Origin of the sequence: Pseudomonas sp., assembly GCF_037994325.1 — a bacterium.
Taxonomy (GTDB): Bacteria; Pseudomonadota; Gammaproteobacteria; order Pseudomonadales; family Pseudomonadaceae; genus Aquipseudomonas.
The window spans coordinates 1-16,161 of the sequence record NZ_JBBNAH010000094.1; the positions used below are offsets into that span (position 1 = coordinate 1).

The window sequence follows — 16,161 nt, forward strand, 5'->3', positions numbered from 1 at the left end:
GGCCAAGACCGGCTGGGCTTGGTGACTTGATGCCTGGCGCGGCAGGCGCAAAAGAAAACGTGTGCCGCGCCCAGGCTCGGAGGCCACGCGAATCACGCCGCCATGGTCCTGAATAATTTTGAAGCTGATGGACAAGCCCAAACCGGTGCCCTGCCCGACCGGCTTGGTGGTGAAGAACGGGTCGAAGATTTTCGCCAGCACCGCTGCCGGCATGCCGCGACCGTTGTCTTGCACGGAAATAAACACCGCGGCGTCATCGGCCCAGCTTTTCACCACGATTTGCCCATAGCCGTCGATGGCCTGGGCGGCGTTGGTCAGCAGGTTGAGCAGCACCTGGTTGATTTGCGAGGGCGCGCAGGCGATACGTGGCAACTCGCCCAGTTGCATGGCCACTTCGGCTTTGTCTTTGGTGGCGTTGCGGGCAATCACCAGAGCGCTGCGGATGCAGTCGTTAAGGTCAACTTCTTCGCTCATGGCGCGGTCCAGGCGGGCGAAGTTTTTCAGGCCCACAACCAGTTCGGCGATTTGCCCGAGGCCGTAGAGGGTGTCGTTGAACAGCTGATTCAAATCGTCCATCAGCAGTTCCGGCGCGGCGTCTTCGCGAGCCTGGGCGGCTGCGGCAAAGGCTTGGGCCAGGTGGGCTTCGCTGCAACGGGGGTCGGCCAGGCAATCGCCCAGCGTGGCTTGCGCCTGGGCCAGGGTGAACAGCGGCGCGCTCAGGTCGCGCAGCAGTTCGACGTTGTTTTTCACGTAACCCAACGGTGTGTTGAGCTCGTGGGCGACGCCGGCCACCATTTGCCCCAGCGAGGCCATTTTTTCCGATTGCACCAACTGCGTTTGCGATTCCTTGAGGTCGACCAAAGCTTTGCGCAGCACGCTGTTGCGCTGGGCGATGCGCGCTTCCATGGCTTTAAGCAGGTCGAGCACGGTGCCGATGCCTTGGTAGCGGCCGGCTTCGTCGACCAGAATAAAGTCTTCGGTGATGGGGTATTGCAGCTGGCCGGTGATCTGTTTGGCGGCGTCGTCAAGGCTGGCGTCCAGGCGCACTACCAGCGGCGCCGGGTTCATCACTTCATGCACCGGATGGCGGCCGCGCAGGTCGCGACCAAAGCGCTGCATAAAGATGTCTTGCAGCACGGTGCGGCTAACCAAGCCGCTGGGGCGATGCTCACTATCGACCACGGGCAGCGATAGAAAGGCTTTGTGTTCGGGGGTCAGCAGGCGGTCGGCGACATCGCTGATGCTCATGCTTGGCTGCAACGGCTCGACTGGCTTGAGCAAACGGCTAAGGGCATTGGCGGTGGTCATTGGCGAAAGCATCCTTGGGGAAACGCGTTCGTCATTCAACCAGCGCCAAGTTGCCGACATGTGACAGCCATCACAATAAGGCCTTGGCAGTTTTGCTGAACGCAGCGGCAATGCCGCGATCCAACTTCTACGCCGGATGGATTACCCTGCCCGCTTATTCAAGGAGAAACCTATGCCCTGGTATGCCTGGCTGATATTGGTGCTGGCAATTGGTTCGATTGTTGGCGGCCTGATGATGCTGCGTGACACCGCGACCAAGGTGCCGCTGACCGAAGACCAGCTGAAAAAAGTGCACGAACGCAATGCCGAGATGGACGCCAAGGAAGCGCAGGATCGTTAACGCTAGGCGCCAAGCCGCTACCGTGACGCTACCCCTCTGGCCTTATGTAGGCGCGATTTGACCAAGGTTCGCGAGCAAAGGCCGCCGTAGGGTGTGCTGTGCTGTGCGCACCAATGCGTTTTTTGCGAGAGCGCGTGGTGCGCACAGCACACCTACGAGCTAAACCGTGCCCACCCCGGCCTACGCCAGCCGCAGGACTATTGCGCCGGCGACAATTACACATGCCCCGAGAACTCGCGCAGCGCTGAGCTTTTCTTTGAGAAACAGCCCGGCTATCAGCACGCCAAACAGGATTGAGGTTTCGCGCAGCGCGGCGATGACGGCGACCGGTGCCAGGGTCATGGCCCATAGCGCCAGACCGTATGAGGCTAAGGTGCCAAAGGCGCTAAGCACGCCCATGCGCCAGTAGCGGCCGGCATAGGCAACAAAGGCCGTGCGCCGCGCCAGCAGTACCCAGCCCAGCAACACCAACCCCGTTAGCAGAAACAACCACAGGGTATAGGCCGCTGGCGTGCCGGAACGGCGTACGCCCAGGCCATCGACCAAGGTGTAGGCGGCGATCACCCCGGCGTTGAGCAGGGCCAAGAGCAGGCCGCGACGTTGGTCTGGCGAACGCTTGTTGGCGCGCCGTGACAGTGCCATACACAGGATGCCAAGGCAGATCAGGGCGATACCCAGGAGCGCCGCGTGGGGCAGCGGATCGTCCAGCCAGCACAGGCTAACCAAGGCCACTAATAAGGGCGCGGTGCCGCGCATGATCGGGTAAGTTTGGCTCATATCGGCCAGGTGATAAATACGCGCCACCAAGGCGAAGTACAGCACCTGCAAGAGTGTCGACACCGCGAGAAATGGCCAACTGGCCGGCGCCGGCTGCGGCAACCACGGTAGTAGCAACGCGGCCAGCAAGGCGCCGCAGGTGGTGAGCAATACCGTGCTTAACAGCTTGTCGGTACCGCCTTTAACGATTGCATTCCAACTGGCGTGCAACAGCGCCGCCAGCAACACCACTAAGTAAACCGACACTGCCGCTCCTTAATGCGTACGCCCAAAACGCCAGCGCAGTTTATACAGCGTTAATGCACGGCGCTGCCCTGGCTAAGCAGTTGCGGTTGCAGCAGGCGGATGTCGGATTCGATTTCGTCGATGATGCGGGCAATGTCGTCGCGGTGCAGGTTGGCACGACAGGCGATGCCGGCAATCGATACCAGCGTTGCCCCGGTTTGCGGGGAAAAAATGCGCACCTGCATGGTGGTTGAGCTATCCATGCTCGCTTCCAGGCCTAGGGGCTGGAAGTGTTCCTGCAGCACCACGCATGCGGCGGGAAAGGAACGTTTACTCACGTCGAGCCCTCACGTTTCGGTTGCGGGATAACGCTTTGAGCCTAGGCCACCGACGCGCAAGGCGCCCCGGCATTTGGTCTGATGCAGTACGACCGTTGAACCGATTCCCTGAACCTCCAGCCGTTGCCCGCTCTCGATAAACCATAGGGCCCACCGTGGAGGCTCAGGGTTAGCGAGCCCAATAGCGCAAAAAAACCGCTCGCTAGCCTGATCACCCTGCCTCTTGCCCCTTGTGAGAACGCAGCAACCTGACCAGGAGATGTTTACCGATGGCTAGCCCGAAGAAACCTGCACCTGCAAAAAATTCCGACGCCAATCAACCGCCCGCCACCGCAGGCTTGCCAGCAAGCGCGACCGCGGAGCAAAAAGCGCAGGCCGAAGCGGTGCAGCAAACCGTAACCGGCTGCCCGTTTAATGCCAACAAGGCCAAGGAGTATGGCGCCGCGTCGGCCCAGCCAAGCCCAGGGCAAACTGTCGATGCGCCTGACGTAGTGGGCGCCAGCACCCTGAGTGAAGCCAATGCCAGCGAAAAAACCGGCGTGGCCGAAACCGGCGTCAACCATAACAGCGGCGAGCTGCCACGCGTGCAGGCCGATAGCGCCGGCCAACGCCTGACCACCAATCAGGGCGTGCCGGTTGCCGATAACCAGAACTCGTTAAAAGCCGGCCTGCGCGGCCCGGCGCTGCTGAAGGACTTTATCCTTCGTGAAAAAATCACCCACTTCGACCATGAGCGTATTCCAGAGCGCATCGTGCATGCCCGTGGTTCAGCGGCCCATGGTTTCTTTGAAGCCTATGAAGACCTCAGCGAGCTGACTCGCGCTGCACCCTTTGCTGCCGCCGGTAAACAAACGCCGGTGTTTGTACGCTTCTCCACGGTAGCCGGTGAGCGTGGTTCGAAAGACACCGCCCGTGATGCCCGTGGTTTCGCCGTGAAGTTTTACAGCGACGAAGGCAACTGGGATTTGGTCGGCAACAACATTCCGGTGTTTTTTATTCAGGACGCGATGAAGTTTCCCGACCTGATTCATGCGGTCAAACCCGAGCCGCATAACGGCATGCCGCAAGCGGCATCGGCCCATGACACCTTCTGGGATTTCATCTCGCTGAGCCCAGAGGCAGCGCATATGGTGATGTGGGTGATGTCCGACCGTGGCATTCCACGCAGCTACCGGATGATGCAGGGCTTTGGCGTGCACACCTTCCGCTTCGTTAATGCGCGCGGCGAGTCGAGTTTTGTGAAGTTCCACTGGAACCCGAAATTGGGCACCCACTCCCACGTGTGGGATGAAGCGGTGAAAATTTCCGGCGCAGATCCGGACTACCATCGTCGCGATTTGTGGGATGCCATTGAAGCTGGCGCATATCCAGAATGGGAGCTGGCGGTGCAGGTGATCAGCGAAGCCGATGCCGACAAGCTCAGCTTTGACGTGCTCGACCCGACCAAGCTGATTCCAGAAGAAATCGTGCCGCTGCGCCCGATTGGGCGCATGGTGCTGAACCGCAACCCGGACAATTTCTTTGCCGAAACCGAGCAGGTGGCGTTCTGCGCGGCCCATGTGATTCCAGGCATCGACTTTACCAATGACCCGCTGTTGGCTGGGCGCATCCACTCCTATGTCGATACGCAGATCAGCCGGTTGGGCGGGGCTAACTTCCACGAAATTCCGATCAACGCGCCGATCGCGCCGGTGCACAACAACCAGCGCGATGGCATGCATCGGCAAACCATCAATCGCGGCCGGGTGTCTTACGAGCCCAACTCGCTGGCTGGCGGTTGCCCGTTCCAAACCGGCGATGTGGGTTTCGTGCCTTTCCCCGAGCCGGTACAAGGCGACGAGGTGCGCGGCAAGCCAGAGAAGTTTGCTGAGCACTACAACCAAGCCACGCTGTTCTACAACAGCCAAGCACCGTTTGAGCAGCAGCACATTATTGACGCCCTGCGTTTTGAACTGAGCAAGGTGCAGGTGCCAGCGGTACGTACCCGCGTGCTGGCGATGTTGCGCAATATCTCCGACGTGTTGGCCCAGGAAGTGGCCAATGGCTTGGGCGCGCCACTGCCAGAGCCATTGCCCAAAGCGCTAAAGGACAAGGTGGCGGCGGAAGTTGAGCTATCACCGGCGTTATCGCTGCTGGCACGCCCTGGCGACGGCAGCATCGCTACGCGGATGGTGGCGATTCTGGTCGGTGGCGAAGTGGACAGTGCGGCGGTCACTGCGACGGCTGATGCCTTGATTGCCGAGGGTGCGATTGTGCGTTTGGTAGGGCATCGCGTTGGCCCGTTTACCAGCGCAGACGGCGCAGAAGTAGTGGCCGATGCCTCGCTGAACAACCAGCCTTCGCCGACCTTTGACGCGGTGGTAGTGCCCGATGGCCAAACCTTTATCGACGGTTTGAAAGGCGATGGTCGTGCATTGGAGTTTGTCCGCGACGCCTTCCGTCACTGCAAAACGTTCCTGGCCATTGGTGCCGGTAGCCAATTGCTGGAGGCGGCGGATATTCCGCTGGCAGACAACCCGCCGGGTGTATTTAGCGGGGATAAAGCCAGCAAAGCGTTGCTTGGCGACTTTATTAAAGGCATTGCCCAACACCGTCACCCAGAGCGGGAAACCCATCCGCCGGTGGTGTAAACCCGCGTAAACAAAACGCCCGGCCAATGCCGGGCGTTTTTTTGCAATGCACATGTAGGTGTGCTGTGCGCACCAAAGCGCGGACCGCCACACCCTATGTGAGTTCGATCAAGGCTTGCATCAGCTCGCTTTGGTTAAAGGGTTTGCCGATGTGGGGCAACGCCAGGTCGTGTTCGTCGAGTTTGTCGGCGTAACCGCTGGCCAGCAGAACCGGTAAGGTGGGCCAGCGTTGTTTGATTTGATGGGCCAATTCGGCACCGGTCATCTCCGGCATGGCCAGGTCGGTGACGACTACATCAATGCGCGGGTTGCTGGCTAACACGTGCAGGGCTTGTTCTGCGGATGACGCTTGTACAGCGGTGTAGCCGAGGTCGTCCAGCATGGCGGCGGTGCTGAGCAGCACCAGCGGGTCGTCGTCTACTACCAGCACAGTGAGCGCGCGCACTACGGTTGAAACGGCGAACACGGGCGGCTCACTTGGGGTGTCGCGCTGCACAGAGCCATCGGCCACGGGCAGCCACATTTCTGCGGTGGTGCCCTGCCCCACCACACTTCTGAGCAGCAGGCGGCCGCCGGATTGCTGGGCAAACCCATGCACCATCGACAAGCCCAGGCCGGTGCCTTTGCCCACGCCTTTGGTGGTGAAAAACGGTTCGCGCGCACGGTTGAGGGTTTCGCAGTCCATGCCGGCACCGCTGTCGGTGACCGACAGGCAGATGTAACTGCCGGCCTTTAGTTCGCCCTCGTCGGCCTCCAGGTTTTGCTCGCAGGCGGCGATGATGATCTGCCCGCCACTGCCCATCGCATCGCGGGCGTTAACCGCCAGGTTAAGCAAGGCCATTTCCAGTTGATTACTGTCGGCCAATAGCGGCCTCAGGTGCAGCGGAAAGCGCACCTCGATACGGGTTTGCGGGCCCAGCGCACGCTGCAACATGTCGGACATACCGCGCACCAACACCTGCGCATCCAGCGCTTCCACGACCAATTTCTGGCTGCGGGCAAATGCCAGCATGCGTTGGGTCAGCGTGGCGCCGCGCTGTGCGCCTTGAATGGCGTTATCCAGCAGGTTGAGAATTCTCGGCTCAGCCGGCACGCGGCGGCGCACCACTTCCAGGCTGCCGAGCACCACCATCAAGAGGTTGTTGAAGTCATGGGCAATACCGCCGGTCAGGCGTCCGAGGGCTTCCATTTTCTGCGACTGAAACAGCGATTCACGGGCCTTTTCCAGCGCTCGCTGCGCTTCCATGGACTCGGTGATGTCGCGGGTAATTTTGGCAAAACCAATCAACGCGCCAAGGTCATTGTGGATGGGGTCGACCACCACGCTGGCCCAAAAGCGCGTGCCGTTTTTGCGAATGCGCCAACCCTGACTTTCAAAACGCCCTTCGGCGATCGCCCGGTTCAAGCCCCGCTCAGGCTCACCTTTGGCGACGTCTTCGGCGGCGAAAAATACTGAGTAGTGCTTGCCAATAACTTCCTGCGGCGTGTAGCCCTTGATCCGCTGCGCGCCGGTGTTCCAGTTGGTGATGATGCCGTTGGGGTCGAGCATGTACAGCGCGTAGTCGGTAACCCCTTCGACCAACAGGCGAAACTGCTGCTCGCTCTGTTTCAGGTTCTCTTCGGCAATTTTGCGTTCGGTGAGGTCGCGGGTCACTTTGGCGTAGCCAATTAGCGCACCACCGGCACCCCGAATGGGGTCGATCACCACGTGACACCAAAAACGCTCGCCGTTCTTACGCTGGCGCCAACCTTCGCCTTCGAAGCGCCCTTCGACTTCGGCGGTTAGCAGGGCCAATTGCGGCATGCCGTTGGCACGGTCTTCTTCGGTATAGAAACGGGAGAAGTGCTGGCCAAGGATTTCTGCTTCTTCGTAACCCTTGAAGCGTTTGGCGCCGGAGTTCCAACTGCTGACCAAGCCCTGGGTGTCGAGCATGTAAATGGCGTAGTCCGTCACCGCATCAAGCAACAACCGATAGCGGTCCTCGCTCATCAAGGGATCTGGCTTGCGCTTTACCTGCGGCATACAGGCTCCAGGGACTAGGGGTGAAATAACAGTGGGCGAATCATAGCGGTGCAATTGGTGGCGGGTCCATGTGGCGCACAGCGGCGCCAGATTAGCTGTAGAGCCCTGCACCAGGCATTCGTTCTGAGTTTATCCGCCAAGCCACGGCCTCCATTCAACTGCCTTCGCCGCTATGCGCTACCGCGATGCACCAGCCTGTTACCTAATGCCCCGCCCCCTGGCACCACTATAGTGCGCGGGGATTTTATCGTTACCCGACAATGTTTTACCTGTCAGGTGGATAGCCAGGCGCGGCGGCTTTCTGATCCAATATGTCGATAGCGGTACAGTGGTTCGAAAATTGCTGGCATACACTCCGTTCGGGACTGTTTCCCGTCGAACTTCAGCGTTATCTCACGTGATAAAAACACTAAGGACACAAGCAATGAAGAAAGCATGGCTGACACTTTCCGCCCTGGCCCTTTGCATTGGCGCCGGCTCGCTGCAAGCCAAAGAATTCAAAGAAATCCGCTTCGGTGTTGATCCGTCCTACGCTCCCTTCGAATCCAAAGCCGCTGACGGCAGCCTGGTCGGCTTTGATATCGACCTAGGCAACGCCATCTGCGCTGAGCTGAAAGTGAAGTGCAAATGGGTTGAAAGCGATTTCGACGGCATGATCCCAGGCCTGAAAGCGCGCAAATTCGACGGCGTGATCTCCTCCATGACCGTTACCCCAGCCCGCGAAAAAGTCATCGACTTCTCCGACGAGCTGTTCTCCGGCCCAACCTCGCTGGTATTCAAGAAAGGCGCAGGCCTGACTGCTGACCCGGCTTCGCTGAAAGGCAAAACCGTTGGCTACGAGCAAGGCACCATCCAAGAAGCCTACGCCAAGGCCGTGCTGGACAAAGCCGGGGTAAAAACCCAGGCCTACCAGAACCAGGACCAGGTTTACGCCGACCTCACCAGCGGCCGTCTGGATGCCTCCATCCAGGACATGCTGCAAGCTGAACTGGGCTTCCTGAAATCGCCACAAGGCGCCGACTACGAAGTCAGTGCCGCTATCGACAGCGAACTGCTGCCGGCCAAAACCGCCATTGGTATCTCCAAAGGCAACGACGAGCTCAAAGCCCTGCTGAACAAAGGCATCAAAGCCCTGCACGACGACGGCAAATACGCCGAAATCCAGAAGAAGCACTTTGGTGAGCTGAACCTGTACCTCGGTAATAAATAAGCCGACCAGGCCGTTTTAACCAACGGCCTCGTACTACGCCCACCCCATAAAAAGGGTGGGCGTTTTGTTGAAGCCAAAGGGCTTATTCATGTTTGAAACTCTGCTGAATTTTCTGGGGCTTTCTGCCTTCAGCTTGAAGGGCTTTGGCCCGCTGCTGCTGCTGGGCACCTGGATGACCATCAAATTATCGGTACTGTCGCTGCTTGTGGCCGTGGTTCTCGGCTTGCTCGGCGCCAGCGCCAAACTGTCCAGCGTGGCGGCCTTGCGCATCCCCGCGCAGCTGTACACCACCTTGATTCGCGGCGTGCCCGACTTGGTGTTGATGCTGCTGATTTTCTATAGCCTGCAAACCTGGCTGTCGTCGTTTACCGACGCCATGGAGTGGGATTACATCGAAATCGACCCCTTTGCAGCCGGTGTGATTACCCTGGGTTTTATCTACGGCGCCTACTTCACCGAGACCTTTCGCGGGGCGATTCTCGCCGTGCCGCGCGGGCAGGTGGAAGCGGCCACGGCCTATGGCCTGAAACGCGGCCAGCGTTTCCGCTATGTGGTGTTTCCGCAGATGATGCGCTTCGCCCTGCCGGGCATCGGCAATAACTGGATGGTGATGCTTAAAGCCACCGCGCTGGTGTCGATCATTGGCCTGGCGGATGTGGTGAAGGCCGCGCAAGACGCCGGCAAAAGCACCTATCAGTTGTTCTACTTTCTGGTGCTGGCGGCACTTATTTACTTGGCCATTACCAGTGCTTCGAACTTTGTTTTACGACGCCTCGAACGGCGCTATGCGGCCGGCGCGCGGGAGGCGGTGCGATGATTGAATTGCTGCAGGAATACTGGAAACCTTTTCTGTATAGCGATGGCGTGAATGTCACCGGTCTGGCCATGACCATGTGGCTGCTTAGTGCCTCGATCTTTTTTGGTTTTCTGGTCTCGATTCCGCTGTCTATCGCCCGTGTTTCGCCCTCGCGCCTGGTGCGCTGGCCGGTGCAGTTTTACACCTACCTGTTCCGTGGCACACCGCTGTATATCCAACTGCTGATTTGCTACACCGGCATTTACAGCATTGCCGCGGTGCGTGAAGTGCCAGTGTTGGATTCGTTTTTTCGCGACGCGATGAACTGCACCATCTTGGCCTTTTCGCTAAACACCTGCGCCTACACCACAGAGATTTTTGCCGGTGCCATTCGCAGCATGAACCACGGCGAAGTGGAAGCGGCCAAGGCCTATGGCCTTAATGGTTGGAAGCTGTACGCCTACGTGATCATGCCCTCGGCCCTGCGCCGTTCGTTGCCGTACTACAGCAACGAAGTAATCCTGATGCTGCACTCCACCACCGTGGCCTTTACCGCGACCGTGCCGGATATTTTGAAAGTGGCGCGGGATGCCAACTCGGCAACCTTCCTTACCTTTCAATCGTTTGGCATTGCGGCGGTTATTTACCTGGCCATCACCTTTACCTTGGTGGGCCTGTTCCGCCTGGCGGAAAAACGCTGGCTGGCCTTTCTCGGCCCGCAGCACTAAGCCTTTTAGTCAGGACTTTTTATGCGTCATTTCGCCCACGATCTGCTCGCCCCGGTGCCAGGCACTGCGCGGCAGATCAATAGCTTTCACTTCGGCCCGCAAGCGGCGCAGAAGAACGTCTATATCCAGGCCTCGCTGCACGCCGATGAGCTACCCGGCATGCTGGTGGCCTGGCACCTGAAACAGCGCCTGGCCGAGCTGGAAGCAGCCGGCCAGTTGCTTGGCGAAATCACCCTGGTGCCGGTGGCCAATCCGATTGGCCAGGAACAGGTGGTGATGGATATGCCGCTGGGCCGCTACGACCTGGAAAGCCGCGAGAACTTTAACCGCGCCTTTATCAACGTCAGCCAGCAGGTGGGCGATGAGGTTGAGGCGCTGCTCAATGATGACACGGCGCACAACCTGCGCTTGATTCGCGCCAGCATGAAACGCGCGTTGGACGCTCAGGTGCCAACCACCCAGCTGCGCTCGCAGCGCCTGACCTTGCAACGCCTGGCCTGCCATGCCGATGTGGTGCTCGACCTGCACTGCGACTTCGAGGCGGTGGCGCACCTGTACACCACGCCGGAGGCGTGGGAGCGGGTTGAGCCGCTGTCGCGCTATATCGGCGCCGATGCCAGCCTGCTGGCCAGCGACTCGGGCGGGCAGTCGTTCGACGAGTGCTTCAGCCTGTTCTGGCTGCAATTGCAGCAGCGCTTTGGCGAGCGTTTTCCAATCGCTCAAGGCGCTATTGCCGTAACGGTCGAGCACCGTGGCGTGCTGGATGTCAGCCACGAGCAGGCGGCAGCCGATTGCCAGGCGATTCTTAACTACCTGACCCATTTCGGCGTTATCGCCGGTGAGGCCCCCGCCCTGCCCGCCTTGCGCCAAGCCGCTACGCCGCTGGCCGGGGTTGAGCCGGTGACCACCCCCGTGGGCGGCTTGTTGGTGTTTAGCGTCACGCCCGGGCAAATCATGGCCGCTGGCGACTTGATCGCCGAAGTCATCGACCCGATCAGCGATAGCGTCACACCCATTTATTGCAGCACCGCGGGCTTGCTCTATGCCCGTTCGATGCGCCGTATGGCCACCGCCGGCATGGCAATCGCCCATGTTGCAGGCGCGCAGGCCTACCGCAGCGGCTACCTACTTTCGCCTTGAGGACACCTCGCCCATGTACAAACTGACCATTGATGGCCTGCATAAAAGCTATGGCGACAATGAAGTGCTCAAAGGCGTTTCGCTAAAGGCTGAAAGCGGTGACGTGATCTGCCTGATCGGCGCCAGCGGCTCGGGTAAGAGTACGTTTTTGCGCTGCATCAACTTTCTTGAACAGCCCAACGACGGCGCCATGAGCCTGGACGGCCAGCAAGTGCGCATGGTCAGCGACCGTGGCGGCATGCGTGTGGCCGATGAAGACGAGCTGCAACGCATCCGCTGCCGCCTGGCCATGGTGTTTCAGCACTTCAACCTGTGGAGCCATATGACGGTGTTGGAAAACATCACCATGGCCCCGCGCCGCGTGCTGGGCGTGAGCAAGGAAGAAGCCGAAGCCCGCGCGCGACGTTACCTGGAAAAGGTTGGCTTGCCGGAACGGGTGGCACAGCAATACCCGGCGTTCCTCTCAGGCGGTCAGCAGCAACGGGTCGCCATTGCCCGCGCCTTGGCGATGGAACCGGAAATTATGCTGTTCGACGAACCGACCTCAGCGCTGGACCCGGAGCTGGTCGGCGAAGTGCTGAAAGTGATTCAAGCCCTGGCCGAAGAAGGCCGCACCATGATTCTGGTCACCCACGAAATGGGCTTCGCCCGCCAGGTGGCCAGCCAAGTGGTATTCCTCCACCAAGGCAAAATTGAAGAACAAGGCGCCCCCAAAGATGTGCTGGATAATCCGCAGAGCGAGCGGTTGCGCCAGTTCTTGAGCGGCAACCTCAAATAACGCCTCGTTCACCGTCGTCCCCACGAAGGCGGGGACCCAGAATCTTGAACCTTGCGCGACACATCGTACGGTCCGATATTCTGGATTCCCGCCTTCGCGGGAATGACGGTTTAAGACTTAACGAAGAACAAGGCACATCAGAAGATGTGCTGTATACCCGCAGAGCGAGCGGTTGCGCCAGTTTTTGAGCGGCAACCTCAAATAACGCCCCGTTCACCGTCGTCCCCGCGAAGGCGGGACCCAGAATCTTGAACGTGGTGCGATACATCGTACAGCCCGATATTCTGGATTCCCGCCTTCGCGGGAATGACGGGGTTGGTCTAAAACACGGCGCATAAAAAACCGGGCACATGGCCCGGTTTTTTATGCGCGGTAGATCGGCTTAGGCCTTAGGCAAGGTCACGCCCAACTGCCCTTGGTACTTACCACCACGGTCTTTGTACGACACTTCACAGGCTTCATCCGATTGCAGGAAGAGCATCTGCGCCACGCCTTCGTTGGCGTAAATCTTCGCCGGCAAGGTGGTGGTGTTGGAGAACTCCAGGGTTACGTGGCCTTCCCATTCCGGTTCCAGCGGCGTGACGTTAACAATGATGCCGCAGCGCGCGTAGGTACTTTTGCCCAGGCAGATGGTCAGTACGTCGCGCGGAATGCGGAAGAACTCAACAGTGCGGGCCAAGGCAAAGGAGTTTGGCGGGATGATGCACACGTCGCTTTTTACATCGACAAAGCTCTTCTCATCGAAGTTCTTCGGGTCGACGGTGGCCGAGTTGATATTGGTGAACACCTTGAATTCATCGGCGCAGCGTACGTCGTAACCGTAGCTGGACACGCCGTAGGAGATCAGTTTGTTGGCACCTTCGGCACGCACCTGACGCTCCACAAAGGGCTCGATCATGCCGTGCTCTTGGGCCATGCGGCGAATCCACTTATCCGATTTGATGCTCATGGCGAGGTGTCCTGAGTAGCGAGGTGAAAAAGTGCTGGCATCTTACCGGGAGCCACGGTTGGGTTCCAGACCAGTGCGGCGCAATAGCGCAATGACCTGGCCCGCCTGCCAGGCCGGCCTCGCTGCCATACCCTTACAACCCGCGTTGCCATTCTTGGCGTAAATGCGCCTGTTGCGGTTGTTCGATGGCCTGGCGCACTTGCGCCAGCAGACGGGCTTTGTGGGCACCGAGCGTGCCTTTGAGTACCAAGTAGTTGGAGGCGTGGTCGCTGCGAAATACGCTGTTGTTCAATTCCAGGCCCTGGAGCAGGCGCTCCACTTCGATAAACAGCTGGTGCTGGCTCAAGGGCTGGTAGTCCGCAAAACCTTGGCGAAAACGCGCCTCACCTTGGGGAAAACTCGCCACCAAGGTCGAGAGAAATTCCGGCTGCGCGGCGTTCATTAACCGCGCGGAGTTATCGGCGTGTTGCTCGCTTAAGGTCGCGCCGCCGAGGCCGTTGAGGATCATCACCGAGCGGGTAATGCCGGCCTGGCCGAGCTTGTCCAACGCGCTCAGGGTGGAGTCAAAGGTCTCGCCTTTGTTGACCCGGGCCAGCACTTCATCGTCGCCCGATTCGGCGCCGACATAGGCCATTTTCAAACCGGCGTCGGCCAGCTCTTTGAGTTCTTCGACCGATTTTTTCCGTAGGTTGCGCGGCAGGCAGTAGCTCGATACGCGGTCCACTTCCGGCATATGTTCGCCGATGGCGGTGAGGATATTGAGCAGGCGCCGCGTTGGCAGCACCAGGGCATCGCCGTCGGCCAAAAAGATACGCTGCACAATCAGTTGCTCGCCGCAGCGGCGGATTTCTTCCAACACCTGGGCTTCGTCACGGGCGCGGAATTTTTTCTGCTCGGGCGTGTACATCTCGCAGAAGCCGCACTTGTTCCACGAGCAGCCATTGGTGACCGGCAAAATCAGTGAGTGCGCTTCACTGGGCGGGCGAAATACCGGTTCGATATAGCTGATGGGAAATGACTGGGCGCCCATGCACAAGAACTCTTACTAAGGGGTGTGGAAACGTTGCGCGCTTAGCCGCCGATGATTTTCATCACGGTAACGCCGCCGGAGAAGGCCACTTCTTGCTTGTCGCCAAGGGCTTTCATCAGCAGCCCTTGCAGTGCCGGCAGGGCTTGGTGCCGAGGTTTCTCCAGGAGGTCGCCGACGAAGTGGCGGTTGCTGGAAGACAGGCAGCCGTGCAGCCAGCCGGTGGAGGACAGGCGCAGGCGCGAGCAGGTGCGGCAGAACGGCACGCTTTCGTTGGCGATAACGCCGAAGTAACCGCGCCCGGGAATCTGGTAGCGCAAGGCGGTGGCGTCTAGTGGCGCATCGGCCTGTTGGTATTCGTGGTGTTCGCCGATCATGTCCAGCAACGCCGGCATGCCGATAAATTGCTGCTGGAAGCTGTTGCCGTCGCGGGCCAGGTGGCCCATGCGCATCAGCTCGATAAAGCGCAGTTCAAAGCCGTTTTCCAAGCAGTAGTCGAGCAGCGGCAGCACTTGGTCGAGGTTCTGCCCGCGCAGCGGCACCATGTTCAGTTTGATCTTCATGCCCGCGGCACGCGCCTGTTCCAGGCCGTCGAGCACGGTGGCCAAGTCGCCGCCACGGGCGATACGGCGGAATGCTGCGGGGTCGAGGGTATCGAGGGACACGTTGAGGCGGCGAATGCCGGCATCGAGCAGCATCGGCAGTTTTTTCGCCAGCAACTGACCGTTGGTGGTCAGGCTGATATCGCGCAGGCCCAGGGTGCTGACGCCTTTTAGCAAGGCATCAAGTTTGGGGCTTACCAGCGGTTCACCGCCGGTGATGCGCAGTTGTTCGATGCCAGCGGCTTCGATCAAGTACGCCACGCCGCGCACCATGGCATCGGCAGACAGCTCGTCTTGGGCAGCGACCAGGCGTTTGCCGTCGGGTACGCAGTAGGTGCAGGCGTAGTTGCAGGCGGCGGTCAGGCTGATTCGCAAATTGCGGAAGCGCCTGCCCTGACGGTCGACGATCATGGGCGACTCCGGCGTAGGACACGCCGCAGTATAAGCCCGCAGTCAGCCGCACTGCATGCAGCGCACGCGGATATAGGCTGACTGAATAGGCTCAAACAGGTGGGGTCTCGCCGTCACGCTTGCGCTTGTTGCCCATGCGCACGCCGATATCCATCAGAAACTGAAAGAAGCCTTCCTGATCTTCCAGCACGTTGCTCCAGAACGGCGAGTGGTACAGCGCTACGGCGCCGTGTACCAGGGCCCAGGCGGCGCAGTAGTGGAAGTACGGCGGCACATCTTCAAGCTTGCCTTCGGCGATGCGGCCCTTGATCAGCAGGGTCAGCCGCTCGAAGTTGGAGGCGCGAATTTTATGCAGTTGCTCGACCATTTCCGGCACCTGGTTGCCCTTGACCACCTTTTCTTCCAGGCGGTCGAACAAGCGGTAGCGTTGCGGGTCGCGCATGCGGAATTCGAAATAGGCACGGGACAGCGCTTCCTTGTCGCGATCCACGTCGGCCGAGTGCAGCAGCTCATTCAAATCGCGCTCGTAGTCGAGCATCAGGCGCAGGTACACCTCGGCCTTGGATTTGAAGTGCTTGTAGATGGTGCCTTTGCCAATACCCACGGCGTCAGCGATCATCTCGACCGTTACACTGTCTTCACCCTGTTCAAGGAACAGTTTCAGCGCGACATCGAGAATTTCTTGCTCGCGGCGGCGAAATTCACGGATCTTACGGGGTTCTTTCTGCATAGGAAGAGACTGCGGAGGTCAAAAATCGAAGCCGCGTATTATGCCTATTTAGTGCCAAATTGCACGGATCATCAGACCATGTACGCCTTTCAAGACGAGTTTAAGCAAGATCCCGACCTGCGCTATCTCAATCACGCCGCCGTTGCGCC

At 59.5% G+C, this 16,161-nt stretch carries 15 protein-coding genes; 7 read left to right on the plus strand and 8 right to left on the minus strand.

Annotated elements, in window-relative coordinates; translation table 11 throughout:
* On the minus strand, positions 1 to 1,308 hold a 1,308-nt coding region (locus AAAB16_RS03010), incomplete at its 3' end, for an ATP-binding protein (protein WP_340662003.1).
* A gap of 172 nt (positions 1,309 to 1,480) precedes the next feature.
* Between AAAB16_RS03010 and AAAB16_RS03015 the strand changes: the two genes are divergently transcribed.
* Positions 1,481 to 1,648 (plus strand): DUF2897 family protein, encoded by a 168-nt coding sequence (locus AAAB16_RS03015; RefSeq protein WP_110614887.1) that lies wholly within the window; start codon positions 1,481 to 1,483, stop codon positions 1,646 to 1,648.
* Between the two features lie 180 nt (positions 1,649 to 1,828).
* On the opposite strand, the gene AAAB16_RS03020 is transcribed toward AAAB16_RS03015, so the two are convergent.
* Both AAAB16_RS03020 and AAAB16_RS03025 read right to left on the minus strand, forming a co-directional pair.
* Positions 1,829 to 2,671: an EamA family transporter gene (locus AAAB16_RS03020; RefSeq protein WP_340662004.1), complete on the minus strand. Its 843-nt coding sequence runs from the start codon at positions 2,669 to 2,671 to the stop codon at positions 1,829 to 1,831.
* A 50-nt stretch (positions 2,672 to 2,721) separates the two neighbouring features.
* Positions 2,722 to 2,988 (minus strand): DUF1652 domain-containing protein, encoded by a 267-nt coding sequence (locus AAAB16_RS03025; protein WP_340662005.1) that lies wholly within the window; start codon positions 2,986 to 2,988, stop codon positions 2,722 to 2,724.
* A gap of 269 nt (positions 2,989 to 3,257) precedes the next feature.
* On the opposite strand from AAAB16_RS03025, the gene AAAB16_RS03030 reads away from it, so the two are divergent.
* On the plus strand, positions 3,258 to 5,618 hold the full coding sequence (locus tag AAAB16_RS03030) for a catalase (RefSeq protein WP_340662006.1): 2,361 nt from the start codon (positions 3,258 to 3,260) through the stop codon (positions 5,616 to 5,618).
* 94 nt (positions 5,619 to 5,712) lie between these two features.
* Here the strand turns inward: AAAB16_RS03030 and AAAB16_RS03035 are convergent, their stop codons facing one another.
* Entirely contained in the window at positions 5,713 to 7,641 is a 1,929-nt protein-coding gene (locus tag AAAB16_RS03035) for a PAS domain S-box protein (RefSeq protein WP_340662007.1), read from the minus strand.
* 424 nt (positions 7,642 to 8,065) lie between these two features.
* On the opposite strand from AAAB16_RS03035, the gene AAAB16_RS03040 reads away from it, so the two are divergent.
* The 5 genes from AAAB16_RS03040 (at position 8,066) to AAAB16_RS03060 (ending at position 12,293) form a co-directional block, all read left to right on the plus strand.
* Positions 8,066 to 8,851 (plus strand): transporter substrate-binding domain-containing protein, encoded by a 786-nt coding sequence (locus AAAB16_RS03040; RefSeq protein ID WP_340662008.1) that lies wholly within the window; start codon positions 8,066 to 8,068, stop codon positions 8,849 to 8,851.
* A gap of 88 nt (positions 8,852 to 8,939) precedes the next feature.
* Positions 8,940 to 9,668, plus strand: coding sequence for an ABC transporter permease (locus AAAB16_RS03045; protein ID WP_340662009.1), 729 nt, complete (start codon positions 8,940 to 8,942; stop codon positions 9,666 to 9,668).
* On the plus strand, positions 9,665 to 10,375 hold the full coding sequence (locus AAAB16_RS03050) for an ABC transporter permease (RefSeq protein ID WP_340662010.1): 711 nt from the start codon (positions 9,665 to 9,667) through the stop codon (positions 10,373 to 10,375). Before AAAB16_RS03045 ends, AAAB16_RS03050 begins: the two co-directional genes overlap by 4 nt.
* Before the next feature lie 21 nt (positions 10,376 to 10,396).
* The gene (locus AAAB16_RS03055; RefSeq protein ID WP_340662011.1) at positions 10,397 to 11,515 is read left to right on the plus strand and encodes a succinylglutamate desuccinylase/aspartoacylase family protein; all 1,119 of its coding nucleotides are present in this window, start codon (positions 10,397 to 10,399) and stop codon (positions 11,513 to 11,515) included.
* 13 nt (positions 11,516 to 11,528) lie between these two features.
* Complete coding sequence (locus tag AAAB16_RS03060; RefSeq protein ID WP_110614895.1) at positions 11,529 to 12,293, plus strand: ATP-binding cassette domain-containing protein; 765 nt, start codon at positions 11,529 to 11,531, stop codon at positions 12,291 to 12,293.
* A 382-nt stretch (positions 12,294 to 12,675) separates the two neighbouring features.
* On the opposite strand, the gene dcd is transcribed toward AAAB16_RS03060, so the two are convergent.
* The 4 genes from dcd to AAAB16_RS03080 all read right to left on the minus strand — a co-directional run bounded on the left by dcd (position 12,676) and on the right by AAAB16_RS03080 (position 16,012).
* Positions 12,676 to 13,242, minus strand: coding sequence for a dCTP deaminase (dcd, locus tag AAAB16_RS03065; protein ID WP_110614896.1), 567 nt, complete (start codon positions 13,240 to 13,242; stop codon positions 12,676 to 12,678).
* A gap of 133 nt (positions 13,243 to 13,375) precedes the next feature.
* Positions 13,376 to 14,272 (minus strand): radical SAM protein, encoded by an 897-nt coding sequence (locus tag AAAB16_RS03070; RefSeq protein WP_340662012.1) that lies wholly within the window; start codon positions 14,270 to 14,272, stop codon positions 13,376 to 13,378.
* Positions 14,273 to 14,313: 41 nt separating this feature from the next.
* Positions 14,314 to 15,282: a radical SAM protein gene (locus AAAB16_RS03075; protein ID WP_340662013.1), complete on the minus strand. Its 969-nt coding sequence runs from the start codon at positions 15,280 to 15,282 to the stop codon at positions 14,314 to 14,316.
* A gap of 91 nt (positions 15,283 to 15,373) precedes the next feature.
* Positions 15,374 to 16,012, minus strand: coding sequence for a TetR/AcrR family transcriptional regulator (locus tag AAAB16_RS03080; protein ID WP_110614899.1), 639 nt, complete (start codon positions 16,010 to 16,012; stop codon positions 15,374 to 15,376).
* Positions 16,013 to 16,161 lie beyond the last annotated feature (149 nt).

What these genes read in the sequence shown, in the direction of transcription:
- AAAB16_RS03015 (WP_110614887.1), top strand. Translation starts at nt 1,481, where the DNA reads ATGCCCTGGTATGCCTGGCTGATATTGGTGCTGGCAATTGGTTCGATT.
- AAAB16_RS03030 (WP_340662006.1), top strand. Translation starts at nt 3,258, where the DNA reads ATGGCTAGCCCGAAGAAACCTGCACCTGCAAAAAATTCCGACGCCAAT.
- AAAB16_RS03035 (WP_340662007.1), bottom strand. Translation starts at nt 7,641, where the DNA reads ATGCCGCAGGTAAAGCGCAAGCCAGATCCCTTGATGAGCGAGGACCGC.
- AAAB16_RS03040 (WP_340662008.1), top strand. Translation starts at nt 8,066, where the DNA reads ATGAAGAAAGCATGGCTGACACTTTCCGCCCTGGCCCTTTGCATTGGC.
- AAAB16_RS03045 (WP_340662009.1), top strand. Translation starts at nt 8,940, where the DNA reads ATGTTTGAAACTCTGCTGAATTTTCTGGGGCTTTCTGCCTTCAGCTTG.
- AAAB16_RS03050 (WP_340662010.1), top strand. Translation starts at nt 9,665, where the DNA reads ATGATTGAATTGCTGCAGGAATACTGGAAACCTTTTCTGTATAGCGAT.
- AAAB16_RS03055 (WP_340662011.1), top strand. Translation starts at nt 10,397, where the DNA reads ATGCGTCATTTCGCCCACGATCTGCTCGCCCCGGTGCCAGGCACTGCG.
- AAAB16_RS03060 (WP_110614895.1), top strand. Translation starts at nt 11,529, where the DNA reads ATGTACAAACTGACCATTGATGGCCTGCATAAAAGCTATGGCGACAAT.
- dcd (WP_110614896.1), bottom strand. Translation starts at nt 13,242, where the DNA reads ATGAGCATCAAATCGGATAAGTGGATTCGCCGCATGGCCCAAGAGCAC.
- AAAB16_RS03070 (WP_340662012.1), bottom strand. Translation starts at nt 14,272, where the DNA reads ATGGGCGCCCAGTCATTTCCCATCAGCTATATCGAACCGGTATTTCGC.
- AAAB16_RS03075 (WP_340662013.1), bottom strand. Translation starts at nt 15,282, where the DNA reads ATGATCGTCGACCGTCAGGGCAGGCGCTTCCGCAATTTGCGAATCAGC.
- AAAB16_RS03080 (WP_110614899.1), bottom strand. Translation starts at nt 16,012, where the DNA reads ATGCAGAAAGAACCCCGTAAGATCCGTGAATTTCGCCGCCGCGAGCAA.